The organism is Streptomyces sp. sk2.1 (assembly GCF_008120935.1).
Classification (GTDB): domain Bacteria; phylum Actinomycetota; class Actinomycetes; order Streptomycetales; family Streptomycetaceae; genus Streptomyces.
In genome coordinates this window covers 43404-63276 of record NZ_RDBO01000077.1, presented here as the reverse complement: position 1 = coordinate 63276, position 19873 = coordinate 43404, and the positions used below count along the sequence as shown (strand labels likewise).

Genomic DNA, 19873 nt, shown 5'->3' with positions numbered 1-19873 from the left:
CGGTGCGCCGGGTCACGGGGCCGTCGTCACCGCGTCGGCGGCGAACTTCCTTCGCCAGGCGAGCGCGACGTACACGAGTCCGATCAGGACGGGTACTTCGATGAGCGGTCCGACGACGCCGGACAGGGCCTGGCCGGAGGTGACGCCGAAGGTGGCGATGGCGACCGCGATGGCCAGCTCGAAGTTGTTGCCCGCCGCGGTGAAGGCGAGGGTCGCGGTGCGGTCGTAGGCCAGGCCCAGTCCCTTGCCGAGCAGGAAGGTGCCGAAGAACATGACCGCGAAGTACACCAGCAGCGGCAGTGCGATCCGGGCGACGTCCAGCGGCTGCGACGTGATCGTCTTCCCCTGGAGGGCGAAGAGGATGACGATCGTGAACAGCAGCCCGTACAGCGCCCACGGGCCGATCCTCGGCAGGAACTTCGCCTCGTAGTCGGCGCGGCCCAGCTTCTGCTCGCCGATGCGGCGGGTGAGGAAGCCGGCCAGCAGCGGGATGCCGAGGAAGATGACGACGTTCAGCGCGATGTGCCAGACGGACACGTCCAGGCCCTGGCCGTCGCCGAGGTTCAGCCACCGGGGCAGCAGGTCGAGGTAGAACCAGCCCAGCAGGCCGAACGCGAGCACCTGGAACACCGAGTTCAGGGCGACGAGGACGGCGGCGGCCTCGCGGTCGCCGCACGCGAGGTCGTTCCAGATGATGACCATGGCGATGCAGCGGGCGAGCCCGACGATGATCAGGCCGGTGCGGTACTCGGGCAGGTCCGGCAGGAAGATCCACGCGAGGGCGAACATGACGGCCGGGCCGACGATCCAGTTGATGACCAGCGAGGACACCATCAGCTTGCGGTCCCCGGTCACGCGGTCGAGCCTGTCGTAGCGGACCTTGGCGAGCACCGGGTACATCATGACCAGCAGGCCGAGCGCGATCGGCAGGGAGATCCCGCCGATCTCGATCTTCGCGAGCGCGTCGTTCATCCCCGGGACCAGGCGGCCCAGGCCCAGGCCGACGGCCATGGCCAGCAGGATCCACACCGCGAGGTAGCGGTCGAGCGTGGAGAGCTTCCCGACGATCGAGTCGTCCCCGGCCGCCGTGGCGGTGGTGGGTTCGGTGGAGGTCACGGGCAGGCCCTCTTGTTCCCGGCGGCGCCACGGGCCGAGGCGGCGAGCCCGGCGAACTGCTCGGACAGCCCGGCCAGGACCTCGGGCCTGAGCCTGTAGTACGTGAACCGGCCGCACGGCTCGGTCTCCACGATCCCGGCCTCGCGCAGCACCTTCATGTGGTTGGACAGGTTGGTCTGCTTCGCGCCGGTCTCCTCGACCAGGTGCGTCGTGCAGAGCGTCTCGCGCGCCAGCAGGGTCACGATCTTCAGGCGGAGCGGATCGCCCAGCACCCGGATCACATCAGCATCGACTGAAGTCAGCATGCACTGATACTGTCACATCATTGTCCGCTGATACCAGCGGGGGCTGAAGTCATCGGCGGCCGGGTTCCGCCACGCGACGAAAGAGAACGATCACCATGGCCGAGTCCTCCGACAAGCCGTCCGTCCTGTTCGTCTGCGTCCACAACGCCGGCCGTTCCCAGATGGCCGCGGCCTGGCTCGCCCACCTCGCCGGGGACCGGATCGAGGTCCGCTCGGCGGGATCGGACCCCGGCGACGCCGTGAACCCGGCCGCCGTCGAGGCCATGGCCGAGGTCGGCATCGACATCTCCGCCGAGACCCCGAAGATCCTCACGACCGACGCCGTCCGCGAGTCCGACGTGTGCGTCACGATGGGCTGCGGCGACACCTGCCCCGTCTTCCCCGGCAAGCGCTACCTCGACTGGAAACTCGACGACCCGGCCGGGCAGGGCGTCGACGCCGTCCGGCCCATCCGCGACGAGATCAAGGCCCTCGTCCAGGGCCTGATCGCCGAGATCGCACCCGCCTGAGCGGCCCCGGGGGCGTGCCCGCCATTACGGGTCGGGCGGATCAGGTGGTCGTCGCCGGTGCGGCGGGGGCGAAGCGGCTGTCGGTCCGCACGGGGCGCAGCGTGATCCTCGTGACCTTCCGGCCGGCCGTGGCGATGTCGATCGTCGCGAAGGGGTGCCCGCCCGGGGCGATGAGGTGCACCGGCCGGCCGTCGACGACCATGCGGCACGCCGCTTCGATGCGGTGGCGGAACCGTACGGTCTCGGCGGCGATGGCGTCCGCGCCGGTGACGACGGTACGGCTGCCGGGCGGGAGGAGCGCCGCGTCGGCGTCGCGGACGCCGTCGGGCGCGAGCAGCCGGATCATGGTGCGGGTGTCGCCGGTCCGCGCCGCCGTCAGGAACGCCTCGACGATCTCCCGGTCCGGCCGATCGGTCCGGTCCGGTCCGTCGGCCCGGTCCGGGGTCTCCGGCGGGAGGGCGAGGCGTCGGCGGGCCCTGCTGGCATGCTTCTTGGCGCCGGGCACCGTCACGCCGAGCACGTGCGCGATGGGGGCGAACGGCACCGCGAACAGGTCGTGCAGGACGTAGGCGACCCGCTGGGGCGGGGTCAGCCGGTTCAGCAGGACCATGAGGGCGCGGGAGACGTCCTCCTCGCGGAGGATCTCCTCGTCCACGGCCAGCTGCTCGGCGGGGATGGCGTCCGCGAGGAGCGGGGCCTCCTTGCGGCGGTGCCGGGCGCGCAGCTCGTCCAGGCAGATCCTGGCGGTGACGGTCGTCAGCCAGGCCGACGGGTTCTCGATCGCCTGCCCGGTCCGGGCGGTGGTGGTCCGCAGCCAGGCCGCCTGGACCGCGTCCTCGGCGTCATGGACCGATCCGAGCATGCGGTGGGCGACCGACAGCAGACGGGGGCGGGCGGTCTCGAACTCTTCGGAAGTGATCGGCACGGGTGTCACCTTTCCGGGACGGCGGACGTCAGGAGGGTCGGTTCAGCCCGTTCCCGTTCGCATCCCGGGGAGATGACAACGCCATGAGCCTACAGAGAGTGCGGTTCCGCGCCGACGGCGCGCCGGTTCCGCCCGGGACGTCCACGACCATGGAGGCATCCGCATCATGAACCCGGTACTGATCGTCACCACGGTGGCGTGCGTCGTCGCGAACGCGTCCATCGCCGTCGCGGACTACGCGAGGGCCCCCTTCGTCCTGGCGAACTCCGCGCAGGTCCGGGTCCCACCGGCCGCGTTGCCGTATCTGGCGAGCCTGAAACTCGCGGGGGCAGCCGGGCTCGTCGTCGGGCTGCTCGGTGTGCCCCGGCTGGGCCTGGCGGCGGGGGCCGGGCTGGTCGCGTTCTTCGTCGGCGCGCTCCTGGCCCATGTCCGTGCCCGCGCCTTCGGCGGCCTCGCGTTCCCGGTCGCCTACCTGCTGCTCGCGGTCGCCGCCACGGCCTGTTTCGTATGAGGCCCGTGACGGGCCGCCACGTCGTCCCCGAAGCAGCGATGCCCGGACGGTGACGCCCTAACTGCGCTGGGTGGCGAAATGCTCCAGGTGCCCGCAGTGGGGGCAACGGTAGGCATCGATCTGCCAACGCGGTCGCCCCATCAGCTTGGCATTGCCCAGCAGGCCCTTCTCAAGGGCGCCCGCGATCCACTGCGTGAACCCGCGGGAGCCCTGTCCGAGGTCCCCGACGAAGCCCGGTTCCAGCCCCACCGCACCGCATTGGGTGCACCGTATGTTGTTCGACATGCTGTTCATCGGGGGAGTTTAGACGGCGACCGCGGGCGCGATCACCCCTTTCGGCTCCGGCTTTCCCGCCTTGGACCCGGCCCTCTCACCGTCCCGTCAGCCAGGTCGCGATCCCGTCCACCACGGCCGGTTCGACGTGTCCCGGCCGGGCGTACTCGACCGGGGTGGGGCGGCCGCTGCCGGGGAGGAAGAGGTGGTTGGCGTCCCGGTGGATCCGGATCACCACGTCGGGCCGGTGCTCCAGCGCGGCCCGCCAGCGCGTCAGGTCGTCGGCGACGGTCACCTGGTAGTCCCGCCCGCCCTGCAGGATCAGCATCGGGCAGGGCAGCGCGGCTGCCGCGGCCACCGGGTCGTAGGCGCGCAGGTCGAGCCAGTAGGCGGCGGAGAGGCCCAGGGGCAGCAGCTCCGGCGGGGTGTCGGGGGCGAGGTCGGGGCCCGCCACCACCGCGGCCTGCCGGGCGAGCGCGGCCACCATCCCGTCCGAACCCGCGCCCGGATCAAGGGCCGTGAGGTAGCGGGCCACCCGGACGGCCGCCTCGTGCATCGGCTGCGCGTCCGCGGCGAGCAGCACCAGGCCCGCGATCGACGGGTCGGCGGCGGCGATCCGGGGCGCCGCCTTGCCGCCCATGCTGTGGCCGAGCAGATGGATCCGGTCCGGGTCCACCCCGGGTTGCCGCCGCAGGAGCCGGACGGCGGCGAGCGCGGAGGGCAGGTACTCGTCGGCCATGGTGAAGTCCGGTGACAGGCGGTCCGGGTGAGTGAACGTCACCTTGTCGAAGCGCAGCACGGCCACCTGCCGGGAGGCGAGCCCCCAGGCGAGGTCCTTCAACGGCTTGTTCGGGCCGCTGCTCCCGTCCCGGTCGAACGGGCCGCCACCGCCGAGCAGCACCACGGCGGGCCACGGTCCGGGGCCCGTCGGCAGGCTGAGCGTCCCGGGCACGGCCAGGGGCCCCGTCCCGAGCAGGACGTCCCGCTCGGCGAACCGGTCCGTCTCCGCGTAGTGCGGCGGCTGCCACTCGGCACCCCCGTACGGGTCGAGCCGCAGCCCCTGCAACAGACCGTCGCCGCCCACCGACGCGACCACGACGAAGCCGCCCTCGGCGCAGGTCACCGGGATGCGCACGCGTACCGGATCGGCTTCGGCGTCCTCGATCGCCGGCTCCCCGACCGACTCGGCCCCGCCTCGCCCGGCGGCCTCGGCCGTCCATGCGAGCCGCAGTGCCGGGGCGGAGACCGCGGCCCGCAGCGGGGGCGCGAAGAGTTCCACGATCCCGTCGAAACGCTCCGTCCGAAGCAGCGCGGCCAGGCCGCGCGCCGCCTCCAGTGCCCCACCCTCATCCATTCTCATGATTGCGAACGGTAGCAGTCATGAGAAAGTTTGGTCATGGATTCCCTGACTCTGCTCGCACACCCCATCCGGCTCCGGATCGTGCACGCGATGGGCGGCGGGCGCTCGCTGACCACCGCCCAGCTCTCCGCCCGCATCCCCGAGGCGTCCAAGGCCACCGTCTACCGGCACATCGACCTGCTGGTGGAGGGCGGAATCCTCGAAGTGGCCGAGGAGAGCAGGGTGCGCGGCGCGGTGCAGCGGCACTACCGGGTACGGCGGGACCGGGCCGTGATCGGCGCGGAGGCGGTCCGCGCACTCGGCCCCGAGGACCATCGGCGGGCGTTCGCCACCGCCATGACCGCCCTGCTGGCCGAGTTCGACGCCTACCTCGACCGCGAGGGCAGCGATCCGGTGGCCGACCGGGTGGGGTACCGGCAGCACGCGCTCTGGCTCAGCCCCGGCGAACTGGAGGAGCTGATCGGCGAACTGCGCGCGGCCATCGCCCCCAGGCTGGCCAACAGCCCGGGCCCCGAGCGGGCGCAGTACCTGCTCAGCCCGATCCACTTCCCGCTGGAGGCCCGGCAGTCGGAAGCCGAGCCGCCGACGACGGCCGGGTCCGGGCACGGGACGGATGCCTGACGTCCGACACCCGACCGGCCGGACGGCCCCGGCGCCGGGCGAGGGGCCACGGGCCGGGCATCAGGCGTCGACGTACTGCGCCGCGTACTCCTCACCGGGCGGGACGACCGTGATGACGTCGATCAGCACGCCGTCGGGGGCGGCGACGATGAAGTGGCGCTGACCGAACTCCTCCGTGCGCGGCGACAGCACCTCAAAAAGGCCGGCCGCCGTCACGAGCCGCCGGTGCTCGGCGTCCACGTCGTCCACTTCGAAGTTCAGCAGCAGGCCACCCCGGAGCGCGCCCCGGTGGCTCTCGGGGTAGGTCGGGTGGGTGTGGTCCAGCAGGGCCAGCTCGTACTGCGGGGCGTCGGGGCGGCGCAGGCTCACGTACCAGTCCGCCTCGAAGGTCACCTCGAACCCGAAGTGGCGGGTGTAGAAGTCGCGGGAAGCGGCCACGTCACGGGTGGCGAGCACCGGGTAGAAGCCGCCGAGTCCGGCCGGGCGGCCGTTCGCCGCGGCAGCGGAATCGTTCGTCGCAGCAGGAGTCTTCGTCATGACAGGGTCCTTCCGTCAATTTCACATACCCCGGGTATGCGAATCGTGGTGTTAGCGTACCCCGGGTATGCGAAATGAGGAGAAGGGTTCTCGCGCGATGGCGGTCAACCGGGCGGAACAGCGGGCGGCCACGCGGCGGGCGCTGCTGGACGAGGGGCGGCGGCGGTTCGCCGCCGACGGCTACCACCACGTGGTGCTGGCCGAGGTGGCGCGGGCCACCGGGGTCACCAAGGGGGCCGCCTACCACCACTTCGACAGCAAGGCGGGGCTCTTCCGGGCCGTCGTCGCCGAGGTCCAGCAGGAGTTGGGCGAGCGGGTGGCCGCCGAGGCCGATCGGTACGAGGACCTCTGGGAGCAGCTCCGGGCCGGCTGCCGGGCCTTCCTGGCCGCGGGGACCGATCCGGCCGTGCGGCAGATCCTGCTGGTCGACGCGCCGACCGTACTGGGCTGGGACGAGTGGCGGGCCATGGACGAGGAGTCCTCGGCCCGGCACCTCGCGGAGGCCCTGGCGGCGCTCGCCGGGGCCGGGATCATCGCCGATCAGCCGGTGGAACCCCTGGCCCGGCTGCTCTCGGGGGCGATGAACGAGGCCGCGCTCTGGATCGCCCGGGGCGGGGACCCGCAGGCCGCGGAACAGGCACTCGACCGGCTCCTGGCGGGGCTGCGGGCCCCGGCCTGACCTCTCGCGCAGCCACCGGAGGACGGAGGACCGGGGGCTGGAGGACCGGGGGCCGGAAGACCCTTCGGTTCCCCACCCTGCCCCGGTCACCGCCCGGCGGGCCCTTCCGTCACTTGCGCCAGAACAGGTGGTGCGTCACGCCGCTCGGGCTGGGCACGACGTCGAGGTGGAACCGGTCGAGCAGCTCGTCGGGGGACTCCCAGAGCCGCGAACCGGATCCGAGCTTCACCGGCGAGACCGCCACGTGCAGGGCGTCGACGAGGTCGGCTTCGAGGAACTGCCGGATGGTGGCGGCCCCGCCGCCCAGCCGGACGTCCTTGCCCTGCGCCGCCTCCCGCGCCCTTTCGAGCACCGCGGCCGGTTCGCCGTCGACGAAGTGGAACGTGGTGTCGGAGAGCGTGAACGAGGGCCGCGGGTGGTGCGTCATCACGAACACCGGGGTGTGGAACGGGGGTTCGTCGCCCCACCAGCCGAGCCAGTCGTGGTTCTGCCAGGGCCCGCGCTGGGGGCTGAACTTGTTGCGGCCCATGATCTCGGCGCCGATGTTGTGCGTGAAGTCCCTTGTGAAGTAGTCGTCGAGGCCGCGGCTCCCGCCGGGGTCGGTGCGGTTGGGCCAGCTCGCCGTGGCCCCGGCCCAGCTGAACATGGTCCCCGGATCGGCGTGCCCGAACGGCCTCTCCAGGCTCTGGCCCTCACCGGCGCCGAAGCCGTCGCTCGAAACGTTGAAGTTCTGGACCCTCAGCAACTGTTCCACGTGTTTCTCCTGTGTTTGTCGGCAGTGAATGGGACCGTTCGGGCCGGGAGAACTCATCGGAGTCGCGACCACGCCTCAGGCCCACACCACTTTGACCATGGCCCGGCCCGCCGAAGCCGCCCGCCCGTAGAGCCGGCGAAGATCCTCGTGATACCGCAGGAATTCCTGCCTGGCCTGCGCTTCTTCGCCGAGCCGACCGCAGACCCCCGCACCGGCGACGCTCCACAGCCCGTCGAAGGAGACCCTCGCGAGGAAGTCCGCGGCCCGCGCCACCCCGGGCGGCTCCAGAAGCATCATGGGCGGGTCGGAGGGGTCGGCACCGGCTCCGTGCGCCACGGGGCGGCCGCCGTGAACCGGCAGCTCCCAGGCCCTGCCCACGCCCGTGTCCGTGCCCGCGTCCACGTCCGTGCCGAGGGTCTCGGCCGCGGCGTAGAGGTCGTTCACGAGGCCGAAGACCTTCTCGATCGAGCCGGCGACACCCTCCGCGTACTCGACGGGGTGGTTCCGCCACGCCTCATGCATGAACGCCGCGAGCCAGGTGTGGTCGTCCCGGATCTCCGACTTCGCAACGGCGCGAAAGTGCAGGTGGATACTCATCGCGACGAGTCCCCCGGTTCAGCGGCCCCCTGGTCGGGCCGGGCGGACAGAACCTATTCGACGGCACTGACAACCGGGGCTCCGTCACCCGGCCGACGGTGCGGCGATCCGCTTCTCGAACCAGTGGTGGGCGTACGGCTCGTCGTTGAAGGCCGCGACCTCCTGGAAGCCGAAGGACCGGTACAGGCCGATCGCGGCGCCGAGCGCCTTGTTGGTGTCCAGCCGCAACGTGTCGCAGCCGTGCCGGGCGGCCCGCGCCTCCAGTTCGGCCAGGAACCTGCGGCCGAGACCGAGCCTGCGGGCCCGGGGGGCGACCCACATGCGCTTGATCTCCGCCGGCCCCCCGGGCGGCAGCTTCACACCGGCGCAGCCGACGGGCTCGCCGTGCAGCCGGGCGACCAGGAAAAGGCCGCGCTCCGGCCGGAGTTCGCCCGCGTCGGGCAGCAGGCTGAGCGCGGGGTCGAAACCGGTCTCGAAGAGCCCGCGCACCTCGTCGAAGTAGGACGTGAGGCAGTACCGGGCGTCGGGGTGGTCGGGGTCGACGACGTCCAGGGCGACCGTCGCGGCGGTCAGCAGCCGGTCGACCTCGGCCATGGCCGCGACCAGCCGGGCGCGTTGCGCGGGGTTGAGCGGTTCGAGGAGGGAACCGGCCAGTTCGTCGCTGCGGTCGTCGATCAGGGACCGCTCCGCCCGCCCCTTTCCCGTGAGCCGCACCGTGCGCACGCGCCCGTCCCGGGGGTGCGGCTCCACCGTCACCAGGCCGTCGGCCTCCAGGGAGCGCAGCAGCCGGCTGACGTACCCGGAGTCGAGCCCGAGACGCTCGCGCAGGCGCCGCACGTCCAGGCCCCGTTCGCCGATCTCCCAGAGCAGCCGGGCCTCGCCGACCGGCCGGTCGCGGCCCAGGTAGTGGTCGTGGAGCGCGCCCACGCGTTCGGTGACGGTGCGGTTGAACCGCCGTACCAGGTCGATCCGTTCATCCATTCTCTGACTTTAGTCAGAGAACCCTGCGGAGGCGGGGCGGATACGCCGTGCCGCGACCCCGGACGGGGGTGCCTCCCGTCCGGGGCCGCGCACCCGGCCGGTCAGTCCCCCACCACGTCCTGCGGGTACCAGCGCAGCTCGACGGTGTTGCCGTCCGGGTCCCGGACGTACACCGACTGCGCCTCGCCCCGGGCGCCGGAACGGGAGACCGGGCCCTCCAGCACGGTGAAGACGCCCGAGTCGATGACCTCCTGCCAGTCCAGCGGATCGACGACCAGGCAGATGTGGTCCACGTTCGACTCGTGGCGCGACCGGCCCAGCAGGTCGATGATCATCGTCGGGCTGACCCGTACCGACGGGAACGGGAACTCCCCCGCCCGCCACTCGTCCACCTTGATCGGCTCCAGGCCGAGGAGTCCGCAGTAGAACTCCAGGGATCGCTCGACGTCCTGCACGTTGAGCACCAGATGGTCGAAGTCCTTCACTCTCACTCGCACGTACGGCCTTTCTTCCGCCCGGAAGCGGTTCGGTCGGATCCGATGCGGTCGGATCCGATGCGGTCGGATCCGATGCGGTCGGATCCGATGCGGTTCGGTTCGCATGTCTCAGGGGGCCGGAGGCGCCGGGGGCCAGGGGATGTCGGCCAACAGGGGCAGCAACTGCTCCTCCTCGTAATCGAGGTGCGCGTTCAGCTCCGTGGACATCCTGTCGAGTTCGGCGCGGAAGCGCTCGGGGTCGGCGGCCGCGATGTCCGCCAGCAGGGTCACCAGCTCACCCTGGAGGCGGGCGACCGTGCGGTGCTCCTCGGCGAGCCGGTCGAAGGTGGCGGTCAGGTCCGGGTGGTACCGGGCGATCCCGGGGAACAGGTGCGCGTCCTCGCTGGTGTGGTGGAACTCCAGGGTCTGGCAGAACGCCAGGCAGCGCTGCCTGATCTGGAGCCCGAGCCCCGGGACCGGAGGCGCGCCGGGCCCCCGGTGGGCGGCCCGTGCCGCGAAGTGGGCCGCCACTTCCTCCCGTACCTGGCGCAACTGGTCGCGCAGCCAGGTGTGGACCTCCATGAGCTTCCCGGCGAGGGTGGTGATCTCGCGGGGCTCCCAGCCGTCGGGCTCGGCGCGTTCCAGCGCCACGACCGGCAGGAGCCGGGTGGTGGCGGCCTGGTAGTCGGCGTATCCGGGGGACGCGCGCACGACGTGGCCGAACAGTTCCCCGCGCCGCTCCCCCTCCGCGGGGACCGCGAGGGCCTCGAACGTACGGGTGCCGACCTCCACCCGGACCACGGGGTGGGCGAGCAGGTTGTGGTACCAGTCCGGGTGTTTCGGGGCGCCGAGGTTGGAGCCGACGACCAGCAGGGTGTCGCCGTGCCGGACGTAGCCGAGGGGCGTGGTGGTCTCCTTGCCCGACCTGGCGCCGGTGGTGGTCAGCAGGAGCAGGTCCCCGCCTTCGAAGGGGCCGCCGACCTTCCCCTCGTTGGCGCGGAACTCGTCGATGACCGATTGGTTGAACGATGTGGGCATACGGGTCTGTGTCTCCGTGGATTCGGATGCGGCCGGGCCGCGATGGGCTGCGGTGAGCCGCGGGAACGGGTGGTCATGACGCGCGATCGCGTGCCGGTCGCGCGTGGATCGCGCACGCGGGACGGCGGGCGGCACCCGGGACGGCACACGGTCTCCGGCGCCGGGCGCGGACGGCGAACGGCGACGGGGCGGGAGCGGAACGGGGTGCCCGGAACGGAACCACGGGCGCGGGACGCGGGCGACGACGTGCGGCCGTGCCGCCACGTCGGGCGTCGGCGTCAGATGCAGGGCATGGAGTATGAACTCATGAGGGCCCCCTCGTACAAAGGGTGTTCGCCCGACCACCGGCCGGCCCACTGCTCTTGGCCGGCGTCACGTGACACCGCGCCCATTACACGCATCCCGGCGGGACCTGTCAACGCGGGTCCGGCCGCCCGCCGGGCGCTTCTACGCTTTGCACCATGCACATTCCGCCCGCACCCGCGCTCGTGGCCACCGACCTGGACGGCACGCTGCTGCGCCGCGACGACACCGTGAGCCCCCGCACCCGTGCCGCGCTCGCCCTGGCCGCCCGCGCCGGGGCCCGGCACCTGGTGGTCACCGGGCGGCCCGTGCCCGGGACGCGCGCGCTGCTCGCCGGGCTGGGGTACCGGGGCCCGGCGGTCTGCGGGCAGGGCACCCAGCTGTACGACGCCGGGTCCGGGCGGCTGGTGCGCACGGTCACCCTGGACCGGGAGGCGGCCGACACCGCGCTCGGCAAGATCGAGGCCGAGGTGGGGCCGGTCTTCGCGGCCGTGGACCAGGACGGGCCCGAGGGCCGCACCCTGATCGAGCCGGGCTACCGGATGCCCCACCCGACGCTGCCCGCCCAACGCACCCGCAGCCGCCACGAGTTGTGGTCCGCGCCCGTGGTCAAGGTGCTCGTCCGGCACCCGGAGCTCACCGACGACGCGCTGGCCGAGGCGGCCCGCGGGGTCGTCGGCGACCTCGCCACCGTCACGCACTCCGGCCCCGGCACGGTCGAGCTGCAGCCGTACGGGGTCGACAAGGGGACCGGTCTCGCCCTGGCCGCCGAGTACCTCGGGGTGGCCGTGGACACCGCGATCGCCTTCGGGGACATGCCCAACGACCTGCCCCTGTTCCGTACGTCCGGGCACGGCGTCGCCATGGCCAACGCCCACCCGGACCTGCGGGCCGCGGCGGACGAGGTGACGTCGTCGAACGAGGACGACGGGGTCGCGAAGGTGCTGGAGCGGGTGTTCGGCTGAGCGGAAGCGGCACGGGCACGGGCACGGAACACCCGGGCGCGGTACACGGCGGACGCGGGCACGGGACACGGAGGAACCCCTGCCCGTGGCGGGAAGGTCAGAGCGACATCAGGCAGTACAGCCGGTGCGGCTCGCTCCGGGACGCGGCCTCCTCGGCCAGGTCCGCCAGTCCCCCGAGGAAGTCGGCCAGGTCCTCGGGCCGGGCGTTCCCGCCGAACTCCTCGATGTGCGACCAGGATTCGGCCACCGTCGCGAATCCGCCGGGCCGCGCGGCCACCAGGGCGTCGCGCAGCTCGTCGGTGAGCGTGACCAGCCAGCGGGAATCGTCCTCGGGGGAACTGAGCAGCCGGTTGAAGCGCGGCAGCGGCGTGATGTCCTCGTACGGCGTGCCGGTGAGCAGGCTCTCGGCCTGCCCCAACTCCACGTACGGGTCGATCCCCTTGACCGGGAGCACCGGGAATCCGGCGGCCTCGGCCCCCTCGTCGAACGCCGTCAGGGCCGCCGGGTCGTCCGGCGCGCTGAAGTAGTCGTACAGATTTCCCATACGCGCATGCTCGCACGACCCTCCGACAACGGGGCCGGGCACGGCCCACCGCCCCGTGGGGAGTCCGGGCGCTCAGGGCTCCGGCGGTGCCCCGATCGCCCGCAGCACGTGCGCGACCAGGGCGGCGATCTCCTCCTCGTCCTGGATCGGCATGCGCAGGACGTGGCGGTAGTACATCGGGCCGTACAACATCTCCACGGCCAGCGGGAGATCGGCGTCCGGCGGGATCTGACCCTGCTCCTGGGCCCGGCGCAGCCGGTCGACGGCCTCCTCGCAGCGGGGGGCGATCAGTTTCGACCTGACGATCTCGGTGAGGGCGTCGTCGTGGTGCATCTCGGAGAGGATCCCGGAGTACGCGGGGCCGAAGGGCGGCGTGGAGATGAGCCGTACCGCGCCCATCACGTTGCTCCGCAGGTCGGCGGCGATGTCCCCGGTGTCGGCGAACGGCGTCGTGCCGACCAGGGCCTCGGTGAACGCCTCCAGGATCACCGCGCTCTTCGACGGCCACCAGCGGTAGATCGTCTTCTTGCTGACGCCCGCCCTGGCCGCGATGGCCTCGACGGTGACGCGCCCGTACCCCTTCTCCGTGCACAGTTCGAGGGCGGCCTCCAGGGTCGCCCTGCGTGATCTCTCGCTGCGGCGCAGTGAACTCGGCGATGTGATCATTCGGTGAGCATAGGGGTGTCCGGACCAAGTCTTGTTGACAGCCTGTCGCCAGAGGTCGAACAATACCCAGGCGGAAACGGAACGTGCCGTGTCGTATCGTTCCCGTGACCCGCACCGTTCGTGCCGTTCGTGCCGCGACGAGCCGATCGGGGGACGGCTCGCCCGGCCGACGGCGCGGGCGGCGACCGCCCCGCATATCGGACCTGGACCGTCCCCGTGCTCCGCATACCGGACCGGAGCCGTCCCGCACCCCGCGCCCCGCACGATCGGCCGGTGCCGTCCCCGTGCGTCAGGCGGTGATGTCCTTCGCCGTGAAGCGGGCCCAGGCCGCCGAGCCGAACACCGCCGCGTACAGGCCCTGAAGCCCCAGGTTCCTGACCACTTCGTCCCAGTAGACCGGGGCCCGCATCAGGTCCGCGTACGACATCCAGTAGTGCGGGAAGAGATACGGGTGGATTCCGCTCAACTGCGGGATGCCGTCCACGATCTGGATGGTGATCAGTATCCCGACGGTGGCGGCCATGGCCGCGATTCCGCTGCCGGTGAGGGTCGAGATGAACAGGCCGACGGCCGCGAACCCGATCAGCGACGCGGCGACGACCACCGCGACCAGTCCGGCCCGCAACAGCCCCTCGCCGAAGCCGATCCGCGTCCCCGAGATGGTCGTGACCTCCCCGACGGGGAAGAGCAGCGCGCCCACGGCGAGCGCGGACAGGGCCACGACCAGGGTCGCGACCAGGCAGAACACCAGCACCGACGCGTACTTCGTCAGCAGCAGCCGGGTCCGGCCCGCCGGGGCGACCAGCAGGTAGCGCAGCGTTCCGGCGTTCGCCTCGCCCGCGATCGAGTCACCGGCGACGACCCCGACGGCCATCGGCAGGAAGACCGGGAGGGTCACCGCGAGGGCCGCGAAGACCAGGAAGAGCCCGTTGTTGGTGACCTGGGAGAGGAACGCCGGGCCCGCCCCGCCGCCGCCCGGTCCGTGCGGGGAGCCGCCGCCCGTCTCGACGCGCACCGCGATGCCGATCAGCACGGGCACGGCGGCCAGCACCCCGAGCAGGGCCAGGGTGCGCCAGCGGCGGAGGGTGGTGACCAGCTCGGAGCGGAGGATCCCGAAGGTCCACAACGGGCTCTTCCGGACCCTCGCGGCCCGGGGCGCGCTTTCAGCCTGCGACATCGAAACCCTCTCCGGTGAGTGCGACGAAGGCGTCCTCCAGCGAGGCCCGTTCGACGCCGAAGGACCGCAGGCGCACTCCTGCGTGGACCAGTGCCGCGCTGAGGTCGGCGAGTTCGACGTCGCCCGGCGGCGCCTCGGCGCTCACCCGGTCGCCGTCGGCCGTGACGCCGGTGACGCCCAGCTCCTCCAGGACCCGGGCGGCGTCGCCCGGGTCGGGGGTGGTGACGGTCAGCCGGCCGCGGGTGCCCGCCGCCAGTTCCGCGACCGGGCCCTGGACGACCAGTCGGCCCCGGGCCATCACCGCGGCGTGCGTGCAGACCTGCTCGATCTCGTCGAGGAGGTGCGAGGAGAGGAAGACCGTGGTGCCCTCCGCCGCCAGTTCCCTGACCAGGGCGCGGATCTCCCGCATGCCCTGCGGGTCGAGGCCGTTGGTCGGTTCGTCGAGGACGAGCAGGCGGCGCGGCTGGAGCAGGGCGGCGGCGAGCCCGAGGCGCTGCTTCATGCCCAGGGAGTACGCCCTGGCCTTCTTGCCGGCCGCCGCGGCCAGCCCGACCCGTTCCAGGGCCTGCCCCACCCGGGCCCGGCGGGTGCGCGGGTCGGCGGTCGGGTCGGCGGAGTCGTACCGCAGCAGGTTGTCCCGGCCGCTCAGGAAGCCGTACAGCGCGGGCCCCTCGATCAGCGCGCCGACCTGCGGGAGCACGGTGCGGGCGGCGTCCGGCACGGGGTGGCCGAGGAGCCGCGCGGTACCGGCCGTCGGAGTGATCAGGCCCATCAGCATCCGGATGGTGGTGGTCTTGCCCGAGCCGTTGGGGCCGAGGAAGCCGAAGACGCTGCCGGCGGGGACGCTGAGGTCGAGGCCGTCCACGGCGAGCTGTCCGCCCCGGTAGCGCTTGGTGAGGCCCCGGGTCTCGATCACGGCCGCCGGGCCGTCACCGGTCCGGGGGTTGTCACCGGTCCGGGGGTTGTCACCGGTCCGGGTGTCGTCGGACGTCCCGGGGTTGCCGACCGCCTCGGGGTCGTCGACCGCCTCAGGACTGACGGGCGCCCCGGGTCTGCCGGTCGGGCCGGGTCTGCCGGTGGCCGGGCCGGTGGCCGTTCCCGGCCCGGGGGCCTCTTCCGGCTCGACCGCGGTCCCGGGCTCTGTCATGCGTACTCCCCATGGGTCGGCAGGGTTCGTCCGGCCGGGCGGGCCGGACGTTCCTGGGCCGTGCTCCGGCGGTGCCGCCCGCCCGAGGGACGGACGTGGCGAACCGCCCCGCCGTACGGAGCGTACGGCGGGGCGGGTGCGCGGTGTCGGGGCGCGCGGCGCGCCCCGGCGTCAGGAGGCGTTGTTCGCCGCCTCGACCAGCGCGTCCTTCGTGACCGCGCCGACGTAGACCTTGCCGTCGTCGGTCAGCAGCGCGTTGACCAGGCGGGTCTTGAAGACCGTGCCCGAGCCGAACTTGCCGGTGACCTTGTCGCCGAGCGAGTCCAGGAACTGCTGGGCCTCGGCCGGCATCTCGTCCGACGCCTCCGCGGGAAGACCGGTGCCGCCCGGGGTGCTGATCTCCGCGATCGCGTTCCAGCCCTCGCCGATGATCTTCGTGTCCTCGGCCCCGCCGCCCCCGGCGCCCAGCCGGTCGGCACCCGGGAACAGGCCGTCGAGGCCCTTGTCGAGGCCCTTGCCGTCCGGGCCCCCGCCCTGCTCGCGCTGTGCCTTCGCGTCGTCGGCCTCGGTCACCTCGGTGCCCTTGGGCGGGGTGAACGTGAACAGGGAGGCGTCCGGCTTCGCGAAGTCGACCTTGGTGAACCCGGCGTCGACGACGGGCTTGCCCCCGGCGCTCGCGAGGAGGGTGAACTTCAGCGGCACGCCGTTCTCCGCGTCGACCGCGACCGTGGCCGAACCGATCGTGGAACCGCCCTGCTTCGGCTTGACGACCAGCTTGTACGCGTCGCGTCCGGCGACCCGGGCGGTGCCGTCGACCGTCACGGACGTGGTGGGGCCCGCCGTCTCCAGCAGTTGCTCGGCCAGCTCCTTCGGGGTGGCCGGGGCGCCGTCGGGGGCGGGGTGCGCGGACTTCTCGCCGGAGCCCCGCGCGGAGCCGTCCGCGGTGGCGTGGTACGCCTGGTCGGAGCCGCTGTCGTAGGCCCAGACCTCGTCGCCGTTGCGGATCAGGCTGTACTCCGAGGCGTTGTCCAGGATCGACAGCCGCTGCTTGTCGGGGCCGTCCGCGGCGACCCGGAGCGTGTGCGTGCCGGACGCCAGCTCCGTCATCCGCTCCTGCGGGTCGGCGCTCGCGCCGCCCCGGCCGGCCCCGCCGCCCTGGACGAAGGCGTCGGCCAGGCCGCCGAGCGAGGGGATGCCGAGGTCCGTGCTGATGCGCACCGTGCCGGAGAGCCGCTCGGTGTCCGAGGCGGCGATCCTCTCGATGAGTTCCTGTGCGGTGATCTTCGGCAGATCGGGGTCACCGGTGCTCGCGAGCGCCGGCACGAGCCCGATCGTCGCGGCCGCCACTCCCGCCACCGCGACCGGGACGATGTAACGCGCCGCCTTCCGACGGCCAGCGGCGGTGCCCCTGGTCCCGCCGCCGGTCTCTGCGCTGTCGTTCGGTGCCATGTGTGCCCTACCTCCGTGGTCGGCGGCTTCCGTCCGGTTGCACTCGTCCACTCCGTGCCGCCATTCTCACCGATTTGGTCAGGAGTGGACGTTCTCCATCTGACCAAACCGGTGACCCGAAAGCGTCAGCCCGCGGGAGCAACTCCGCCTACCTCTTCGGTATGACACCGCGCGGGCCCGACCCCCTCCGTCCCGTAGGGGGCGTGCTGCGGGGGGAGTTGGGCGGGCGCGGTCGCCGCGCCCCCGCAGCCGACCCGGCCGGCGCTCAGCCCGCCCGGTGCACCACCGCGTCGCACAGCTCCTCCAGCGCGGCCTTCGCGTGGCCCTCGGGCAGCGGCGCCAGCGTCGCCCGCGCCTCCTCCGCGTACCGGATGGTGTCCCGCTTGGCCTGCTCCAGCGCCGGGTGGACGCGCAGCCTGCGCAGCGCCTCGGCGTGCCGGTCGTCGTCCTCCAGGCCGCCGTCCAGCAGCGCGACGAGCTCCAGGTCCTCCGGCCGGCCCTCGGCCGCCGCCCGTGCCCGCAGGTACAGCACGGGAAGGGTCGGGATGCCCTCGCGCAGGTCGGTGCCCGGGGTCTTGCCGGACTCGTGGGAGTCGGACGCGATGTCGAGCACGTCGTCGGCCAGCTGGAAGGCGACACCGAGCCGCTCGCCGTACTGGGTGAGGATGTCGACGGCCGACTCGTGCGCACCGGCCATCATCGCGCCGAACCGGCAGGCCACCGCGATCAGCGAGCCGGTCTTGCCGCGCAGCACCTCCAGGTAGTGCTCGATCGGGTCGCGGCCCTCCGCGGGACCCGCGGTCTCCAGGATCTGGCCGGTGACCAGCCGCTCGAACGCCTCCGCCTGGATGTGGACGGCCTCCGGACCGAGGTCGGCCAGTATGTGCGAGGCGCGGGCGAAGAGGAAGTCGCCGGTCAGGACGGCCACCGAGTTGCCCCAGCGGCTGTTGGCGCTGTCGACGCCGCGGCGCACGTCCGCCTCGTCCATCACGTCGTCGTGGTAGAGCGTCGCGAGGTGCGTCAGCTCGACGACGACGGCGGCGGGCACCACGCCCGGCGCGTCGGGGTCGCCGAACCGGGCCGCCAGTATCGCCAGCAGTGGCCTGAAACGCTTGCCTCCGGCTCGGACGAGATGCTGTGCGGCCTCCGTGATGAAGGGCACGTCGCTCTTGGTGACGTCGAGCAGCCCGGCCTCGACGGCAGCCAAACCGGCCTGGACATCGGCCTCAAGAGCATGGTCCCGCACGCTCAGTCCGAACGGCCCGACGACGGTCACGAGGGGATCTCCTGTCTGCTGACGATCACACGGAATGTCGATGTGTCGCTGCCATCACTCAAGTCAGCGTATCCGGTCCGCTTTGGATCACCGTGGGCGCCTTCCCGCCACCGCCGGTATGTTCGTGATCAGCTCGTACGATCAGGAGTATCCCCTTTGTCCAACGCGGCCGCAGACACCGAATCGACTCAACCTCCCCCGGGTGATGACCAGGCTTTTTTCGGCCAGCCTCGGGGGCTGATGACCCTGTCCGGCCTGGAGGTCTGGGAACGGTTCTCGTTCCTCGGCATGCAGGCGATCCTGGTCCTCTACTTCGCCGACACGGTCGCCCACGGCGGCATGGGCATGGAGCCGGGCACCGCCGCGTCCGTCTCGGCGGCCTACGGAACCCTGGTCTACCTGGTCTCCGTGGCGGGCGGCTGGCTGGCCGACCGGATGCTCGGCTCGTACCGCGCCGTCCTGTACGGCGGCATCCTCATCGCCTGCGGGCATTACGCCATGGCGGTGCCCACCGACGCGATGACCTGGATCGGCCTCGGCCTGATCAGCGCCGGCACCGGCCTGCTCAAGCCCAATGTGGCCACCATGGTCGGCAAGCTCTACCGCACCGACGACGAGCGCCGCGACGCGGGCTTCGCCCTCTACTACATGGGCATCAACATCGGGGCGTTCCTCGGCCCGCTGATCACCGGCTGGCTCGGGGACCACGCGAGCTGGCACTGGGGCTTCTCGGCCGCCGCCTTCGGCATGACCCTCGGCCTCGCCCAGTACGTACTGGGCCGGCGTCACCTGGCCGGGCGAAGGCACAGTGCCGAATTCGCGCTGGCACCGGCACCCATGCGCCGCGCCGTCCGGCTGATCGTCGCCGGCGCCGTCGTGGTCGCCGTCCTCGCCACCGTCCTGGCCCTGACGGGGTGGCTGACCATGGACCGCTTCGTGGACCTGCTCACCCTCGTCTCGGTGATCGCGCCGGTCGTGTACTTCGTGGTGATGTTCCGCAGCCCCCGGGTCACCGGCGAGGAGCGCGGCAGGCTGCGCCCGTACGTGGTGCTGTTCCTGGCCTCCGTCGTCTTCAACTTCATCCTGTTCCAGGCGTACTCGACGATGATGCTGCTCGCGTCGACCAACGCCCGCACCGAGATCCTCGGCTTCCACTTCCCGGCGAGCTGGTACGCCTCCGCGCTCGGCGCCTTCGAGGTCGCGCTCGCCCCGGTGGTCGCCGCGGTCTGGGCCCGGATGGGACCGCGCCAGCCGCACGTCTCCAACAAGATCGCCCTCGGGGTGATCCTCGGCGGGCTGTCCTTCCTGCTGATGGTGCTGCCGACCTCCGGGCACTCCGGCGACACGTACCGGATGGCCGCCTGGTGGATCGTCGGCTCCTACCTGCTGCTCGGTCTCGGCGACATCCTGCTGGAGACCTCCGGCATGTCCGCGACCACCAAGCTCGCCCCCAAGGCGTTCGCCAGCCAGACGATGGCGCTCTGGTTCCTCTCGCTGGCCCTCGCCAACGGCATCCAGGCCCAGGTCGTGAAGTTGTACGGAGAGGTCTCCAACCCCGCCTACTTCGGTGTCAACGGCGCGATCGCGGTGGTGGCCGGTCTGGCCGTCATCGCCGCCGCGCCCTGGCTCAAGCGCACCATGCACCCCGTCCACTGAGGTGACGC

23 protein-coding genes are annotated in these 19873 nt (G+C 72.3%); 6 read left to right on the top strand and 17 right to left on the bottom strand.

What is annotated here, in order from left to right; all coding sequences use genetic code 11:
* Window positions 1-12 precede the first annotated feature (12 nt).
* Window positions 13-1116, bottom strand: coding sequence for an ACR3 family arsenite efflux transporter (arsB, locus tag EAO76_RS27530; RefSeq protein ID WP_148838644.1), 1104 nt, complete (start codon window positions 1114-1116; stop codon window positions 13-15).
* Complete coding sequence (locus EAO76_RS27525) at window positions 1113-1421, bottom strand: helix-turn-helix transcriptional regulator (RefSeq protein WP_148838643.1); 309 nt, start codon at window positions 1419-1421, stop codon at window positions 1113-1115. The genes arsB and EAO76_RS27525 overlap by 4 nt, the downstream gene beginning before the upstream one ends.
* Window positions 1422-1516: 95 nt before the next feature.
* Here EAO76_RS27525 and EAO76_RS27520 point away from each other — a divergent pair, with 95 nt between their 5' ends.
* Window positions 1517-1930, top strand: a complete 414-nt coding sequence (locus EAO76_RS27520) for an arsenate reductase ArsC (protein WP_148838642.1) — start codon at window positions 1517-1519, stop codon at window positions 1928-1930.
* A 40-nt stretch (window positions 1931-1970) separates the two neighbouring features.
* Here EAO76_RS27520 and EAO76_RS27515 read toward each other — a convergent pair whose 3' ends face one another.
* On the bottom strand, window positions 1971-2855 hold the full coding sequence (locus EAO76_RS27515) for a sigma-70 family RNA polymerase sigma factor (protein ID WP_148838641.1): 885 nt from the start codon (window positions 2853-2855) through the stop codon (window positions 1971-1973).
* A gap of 166 nt (window positions 2856-3021) precedes the next feature.
* On the opposite strand from EAO76_RS27515, the gene EAO76_RS27510 reads away from it, so the two are divergent.
* Window positions 3022-3366 (top strand): DoxX family protein, encoded by a 345-nt coding sequence (locus tag EAO76_RS27510; protein ID WP_148838640.1) that lies wholly within the window; start codon window positions 3022-3024, stop codon window positions 3364-3366.
* 57 nt (window positions 3367-3423) lie between these two features.
* On the opposite strand, the gene EAO76_RS27505 is transcribed toward EAO76_RS27510, so the two are convergent.
* Window positions 3424-3651, bottom strand: a complete 228-nt coding sequence (locus EAO76_RS27505) for a hypothetical protein (protein ID WP_187438815.1) — start codon at window positions 3649-3651, stop codon at window positions 3424-3426.
* A gap of 85 nt (window positions 3652-3736) precedes the next feature.
* Window positions 3737-4999 carry a S9 family peptidase gene (locus tag EAO76_RS27500; protein WP_148838639.1) on the bottom strand — a complete coding sequence of 421 codons (1263 nt, stop codon included), beginning with the start codon at window positions 4997-4999 and terminating at the stop codon, window positions 3737-3739.
* A 36-nt stretch (window positions 5000-5035) separates the two neighbouring features.
* On the opposite strand from EAO76_RS27500, the gene EAO76_RS27495 reads away from it, so the two are divergent.
* Complete coding sequence (locus EAO76_RS27495) at window positions 5036-5620, top strand: helix-turn-helix domain-containing protein (protein WP_148838638.1); 585 nt, start codon at window positions 5036-5038, stop codon at window positions 5618-5620.
* 60 nt (window positions 5621-5680) lie between these two features.
* On the opposite strand, the gene EAO76_RS27490 is transcribed toward EAO76_RS27495, so the two are convergent.
* Entirely contained in the window at window positions 5681-6157 is a 477-nt protein-coding gene (locus EAO76_RS27490) for a VOC family protein (RefSeq protein WP_148838637.1), read from the bottom strand.
* 67 nt (window positions 6158-6224) lie between these two features.
* Here EAO76_RS27490 and EAO76_RS27485 point away from each other — a divergent pair, with 67 nt between their 5' ends.
* Window positions 6225-6836, top strand: coding sequence for a TetR/AcrR family transcriptional regulator (locus tag EAO76_RS27485; RefSeq protein WP_262375790.1), 612 nt, complete (start codon window positions 6225-6227; stop codon window positions 6834-6836).
* A gap of 109 nt (window positions 6837-6945) precedes the next feature.
* On the opposite strand, the gene EAO76_RS27480 is transcribed toward EAO76_RS27485, so the two are convergent.
* The 5 genes from EAO76_RS27480 to EAO76_RS27460 all read right to left on the bottom strand — a co-directional run bounded on the left by EAO76_RS27480 (window position 6946) and on the right by EAO76_RS27460 (window position 10682).
* Window positions 6946-7590: a dihydrofolate reductase family protein gene (locus tag EAO76_RS27480; protein ID WP_148838635.1), complete on the bottom strand. Its 645-nt coding sequence runs from the start codon at window positions 7588-7590 to the stop codon at window positions 6946-6948.
* A 75-nt stretch (window positions 7591-7665) separates the two neighbouring features.
* Window positions 7666-8187 (bottom strand): DUF1877 family protein, encoded by a 522-nt coding sequence (locus EAO76_RS27475; protein WP_148838634.1) that lies wholly within the window; start codon window positions 8185-8187, stop codon window positions 7666-7668.
* Between the two features lie 84 nt (window positions 8188-8271).
* A complete protein-coding gene (locus EAO76_RS27470) occupies window positions 8272-9168 on the bottom strand; it encodes a helix-turn-helix domain-containing GNAT family N-acetyltransferase (RefSeq protein WP_148838633.1) in 897 nt (298 codons plus the stop codon).
* Between the two features lie 101 nt (window positions 9169-9269).
* Window positions 9270-9659 (bottom strand): VOC family protein, encoded by a 390-nt coding sequence (locus tag EAO76_RS27465; protein WP_262375982.1) that lies wholly within the window; start codon window positions 9657-9659, stop codon window positions 9270-9272.
* Window positions 9660-9773: 114 nt separating this feature from the next.
* Window positions 9774-10682, bottom strand: a complete 909-nt coding sequence (locus EAO76_RS27460; RefSeq protein WP_148838631.1) for a nitroreductase/quinone reductase family protein — start codon at window positions 10680-10682, stop codon at window positions 9774-9776.
* Between the two features lie 461 nt (window positions 10683-11143).
* Between EAO76_RS27460 and EAO76_RS27455 the strand changes: the two genes are divergently transcribed.
* Window positions 11144-11950 carry an HAD family hydrolase gene (locus EAO76_RS27455; protein WP_148838630.1) on the top strand — a complete coding sequence of 269 codons (807 nt, stop codon included), beginning with the start codon at window positions 11144-11146 and terminating at the stop codon, window positions 11948-11950.
* Between the two features lie 97 nt (window positions 11951-12047).
* Here EAO76_RS27455 and EAO76_RS27450 read toward each other — a convergent pair whose 3' ends face one another.
* The 6 genes from EAO76_RS27450 to EAO76_RS27425 form a co-directional block, all read right to left on the bottom strand.
* On the bottom strand, window positions 12048-12494 hold the full coding sequence (locus EAO76_RS27450; RefSeq protein WP_148838629.1) for a hypothetical protein: 447 nt from the start codon (window positions 12492-12494) through the stop codon (window positions 12048-12050).
* A 72-nt stretch (window positions 12495-12566) separates the two neighbouring features.
* On the bottom strand, window positions 12567-13160 hold the full coding sequence (locus tag EAO76_RS27445; RefSeq protein ID WP_148838628.1) for a TetR/AcrR family transcriptional regulator: 594 nt from the start codon (window positions 13158-13160) through the stop codon (window positions 12567-12569).
* Window positions 13161-13449: 289 nt separating this feature from the next.
* On the bottom strand, window positions 13450-14337 hold the full coding sequence (locus tag EAO76_RS27440) for an ABC transporter permease (RefSeq protein WP_148838627.1): 888 nt from the start codon (window positions 14335-14337) through the stop codon (window positions 13450-13452).
* Complete coding sequence (locus tag EAO76_RS27435) at window positions 14324-15484, bottom strand: ABC transporter ATP-binding protein (RefSeq protein WP_262375789.1); 1161 nt, start codon at window positions 15482-15484, stop codon at window positions 14324-14326. Before EAO76_RS27435 ends, EAO76_RS27440 begins: the two co-directional genes overlap by 14 nt.
* Window positions 15485-15655: 171 nt before the next feature.
* Window positions 15656-16933 carry an outer membrane lipoprotein carrier protein LolA gene (locus EAO76_RS27430; RefSeq protein ID WP_148838626.1) on the bottom strand — a complete coding sequence of 426 codons (1278 nt, stop codon included), beginning with the start codon at window positions 16931-16933 and terminating at the stop codon, window positions 15656-15658.
* 265 nt (window positions 16934-17198) lie between these two features.
* Window positions 17199-18209, bottom strand: a complete 1011-nt coding sequence (locus EAO76_RS27425; protein ID WP_148838625.1) for a polyprenyl synthetase family protein — start codon at window positions 18207-18209, stop codon at window positions 17199-17201.
* A gap of 156 nt (window positions 18210-18365) precedes the next feature.
* On the opposite strand from EAO76_RS27425, the gene EAO76_RS27420 reads away from it, so the two are divergent.
* Window positions 18366-19865: a peptide MFS transporter gene (locus EAO76_RS27420; RefSeq protein WP_148838624.1), complete on the top strand. Its 1500-nt coding sequence runs from the start codon at window positions 18366-18368 to the stop codon at window positions 19863-19865.
* Window positions 19866-19873: the final 8 nt, after the last annotated feature.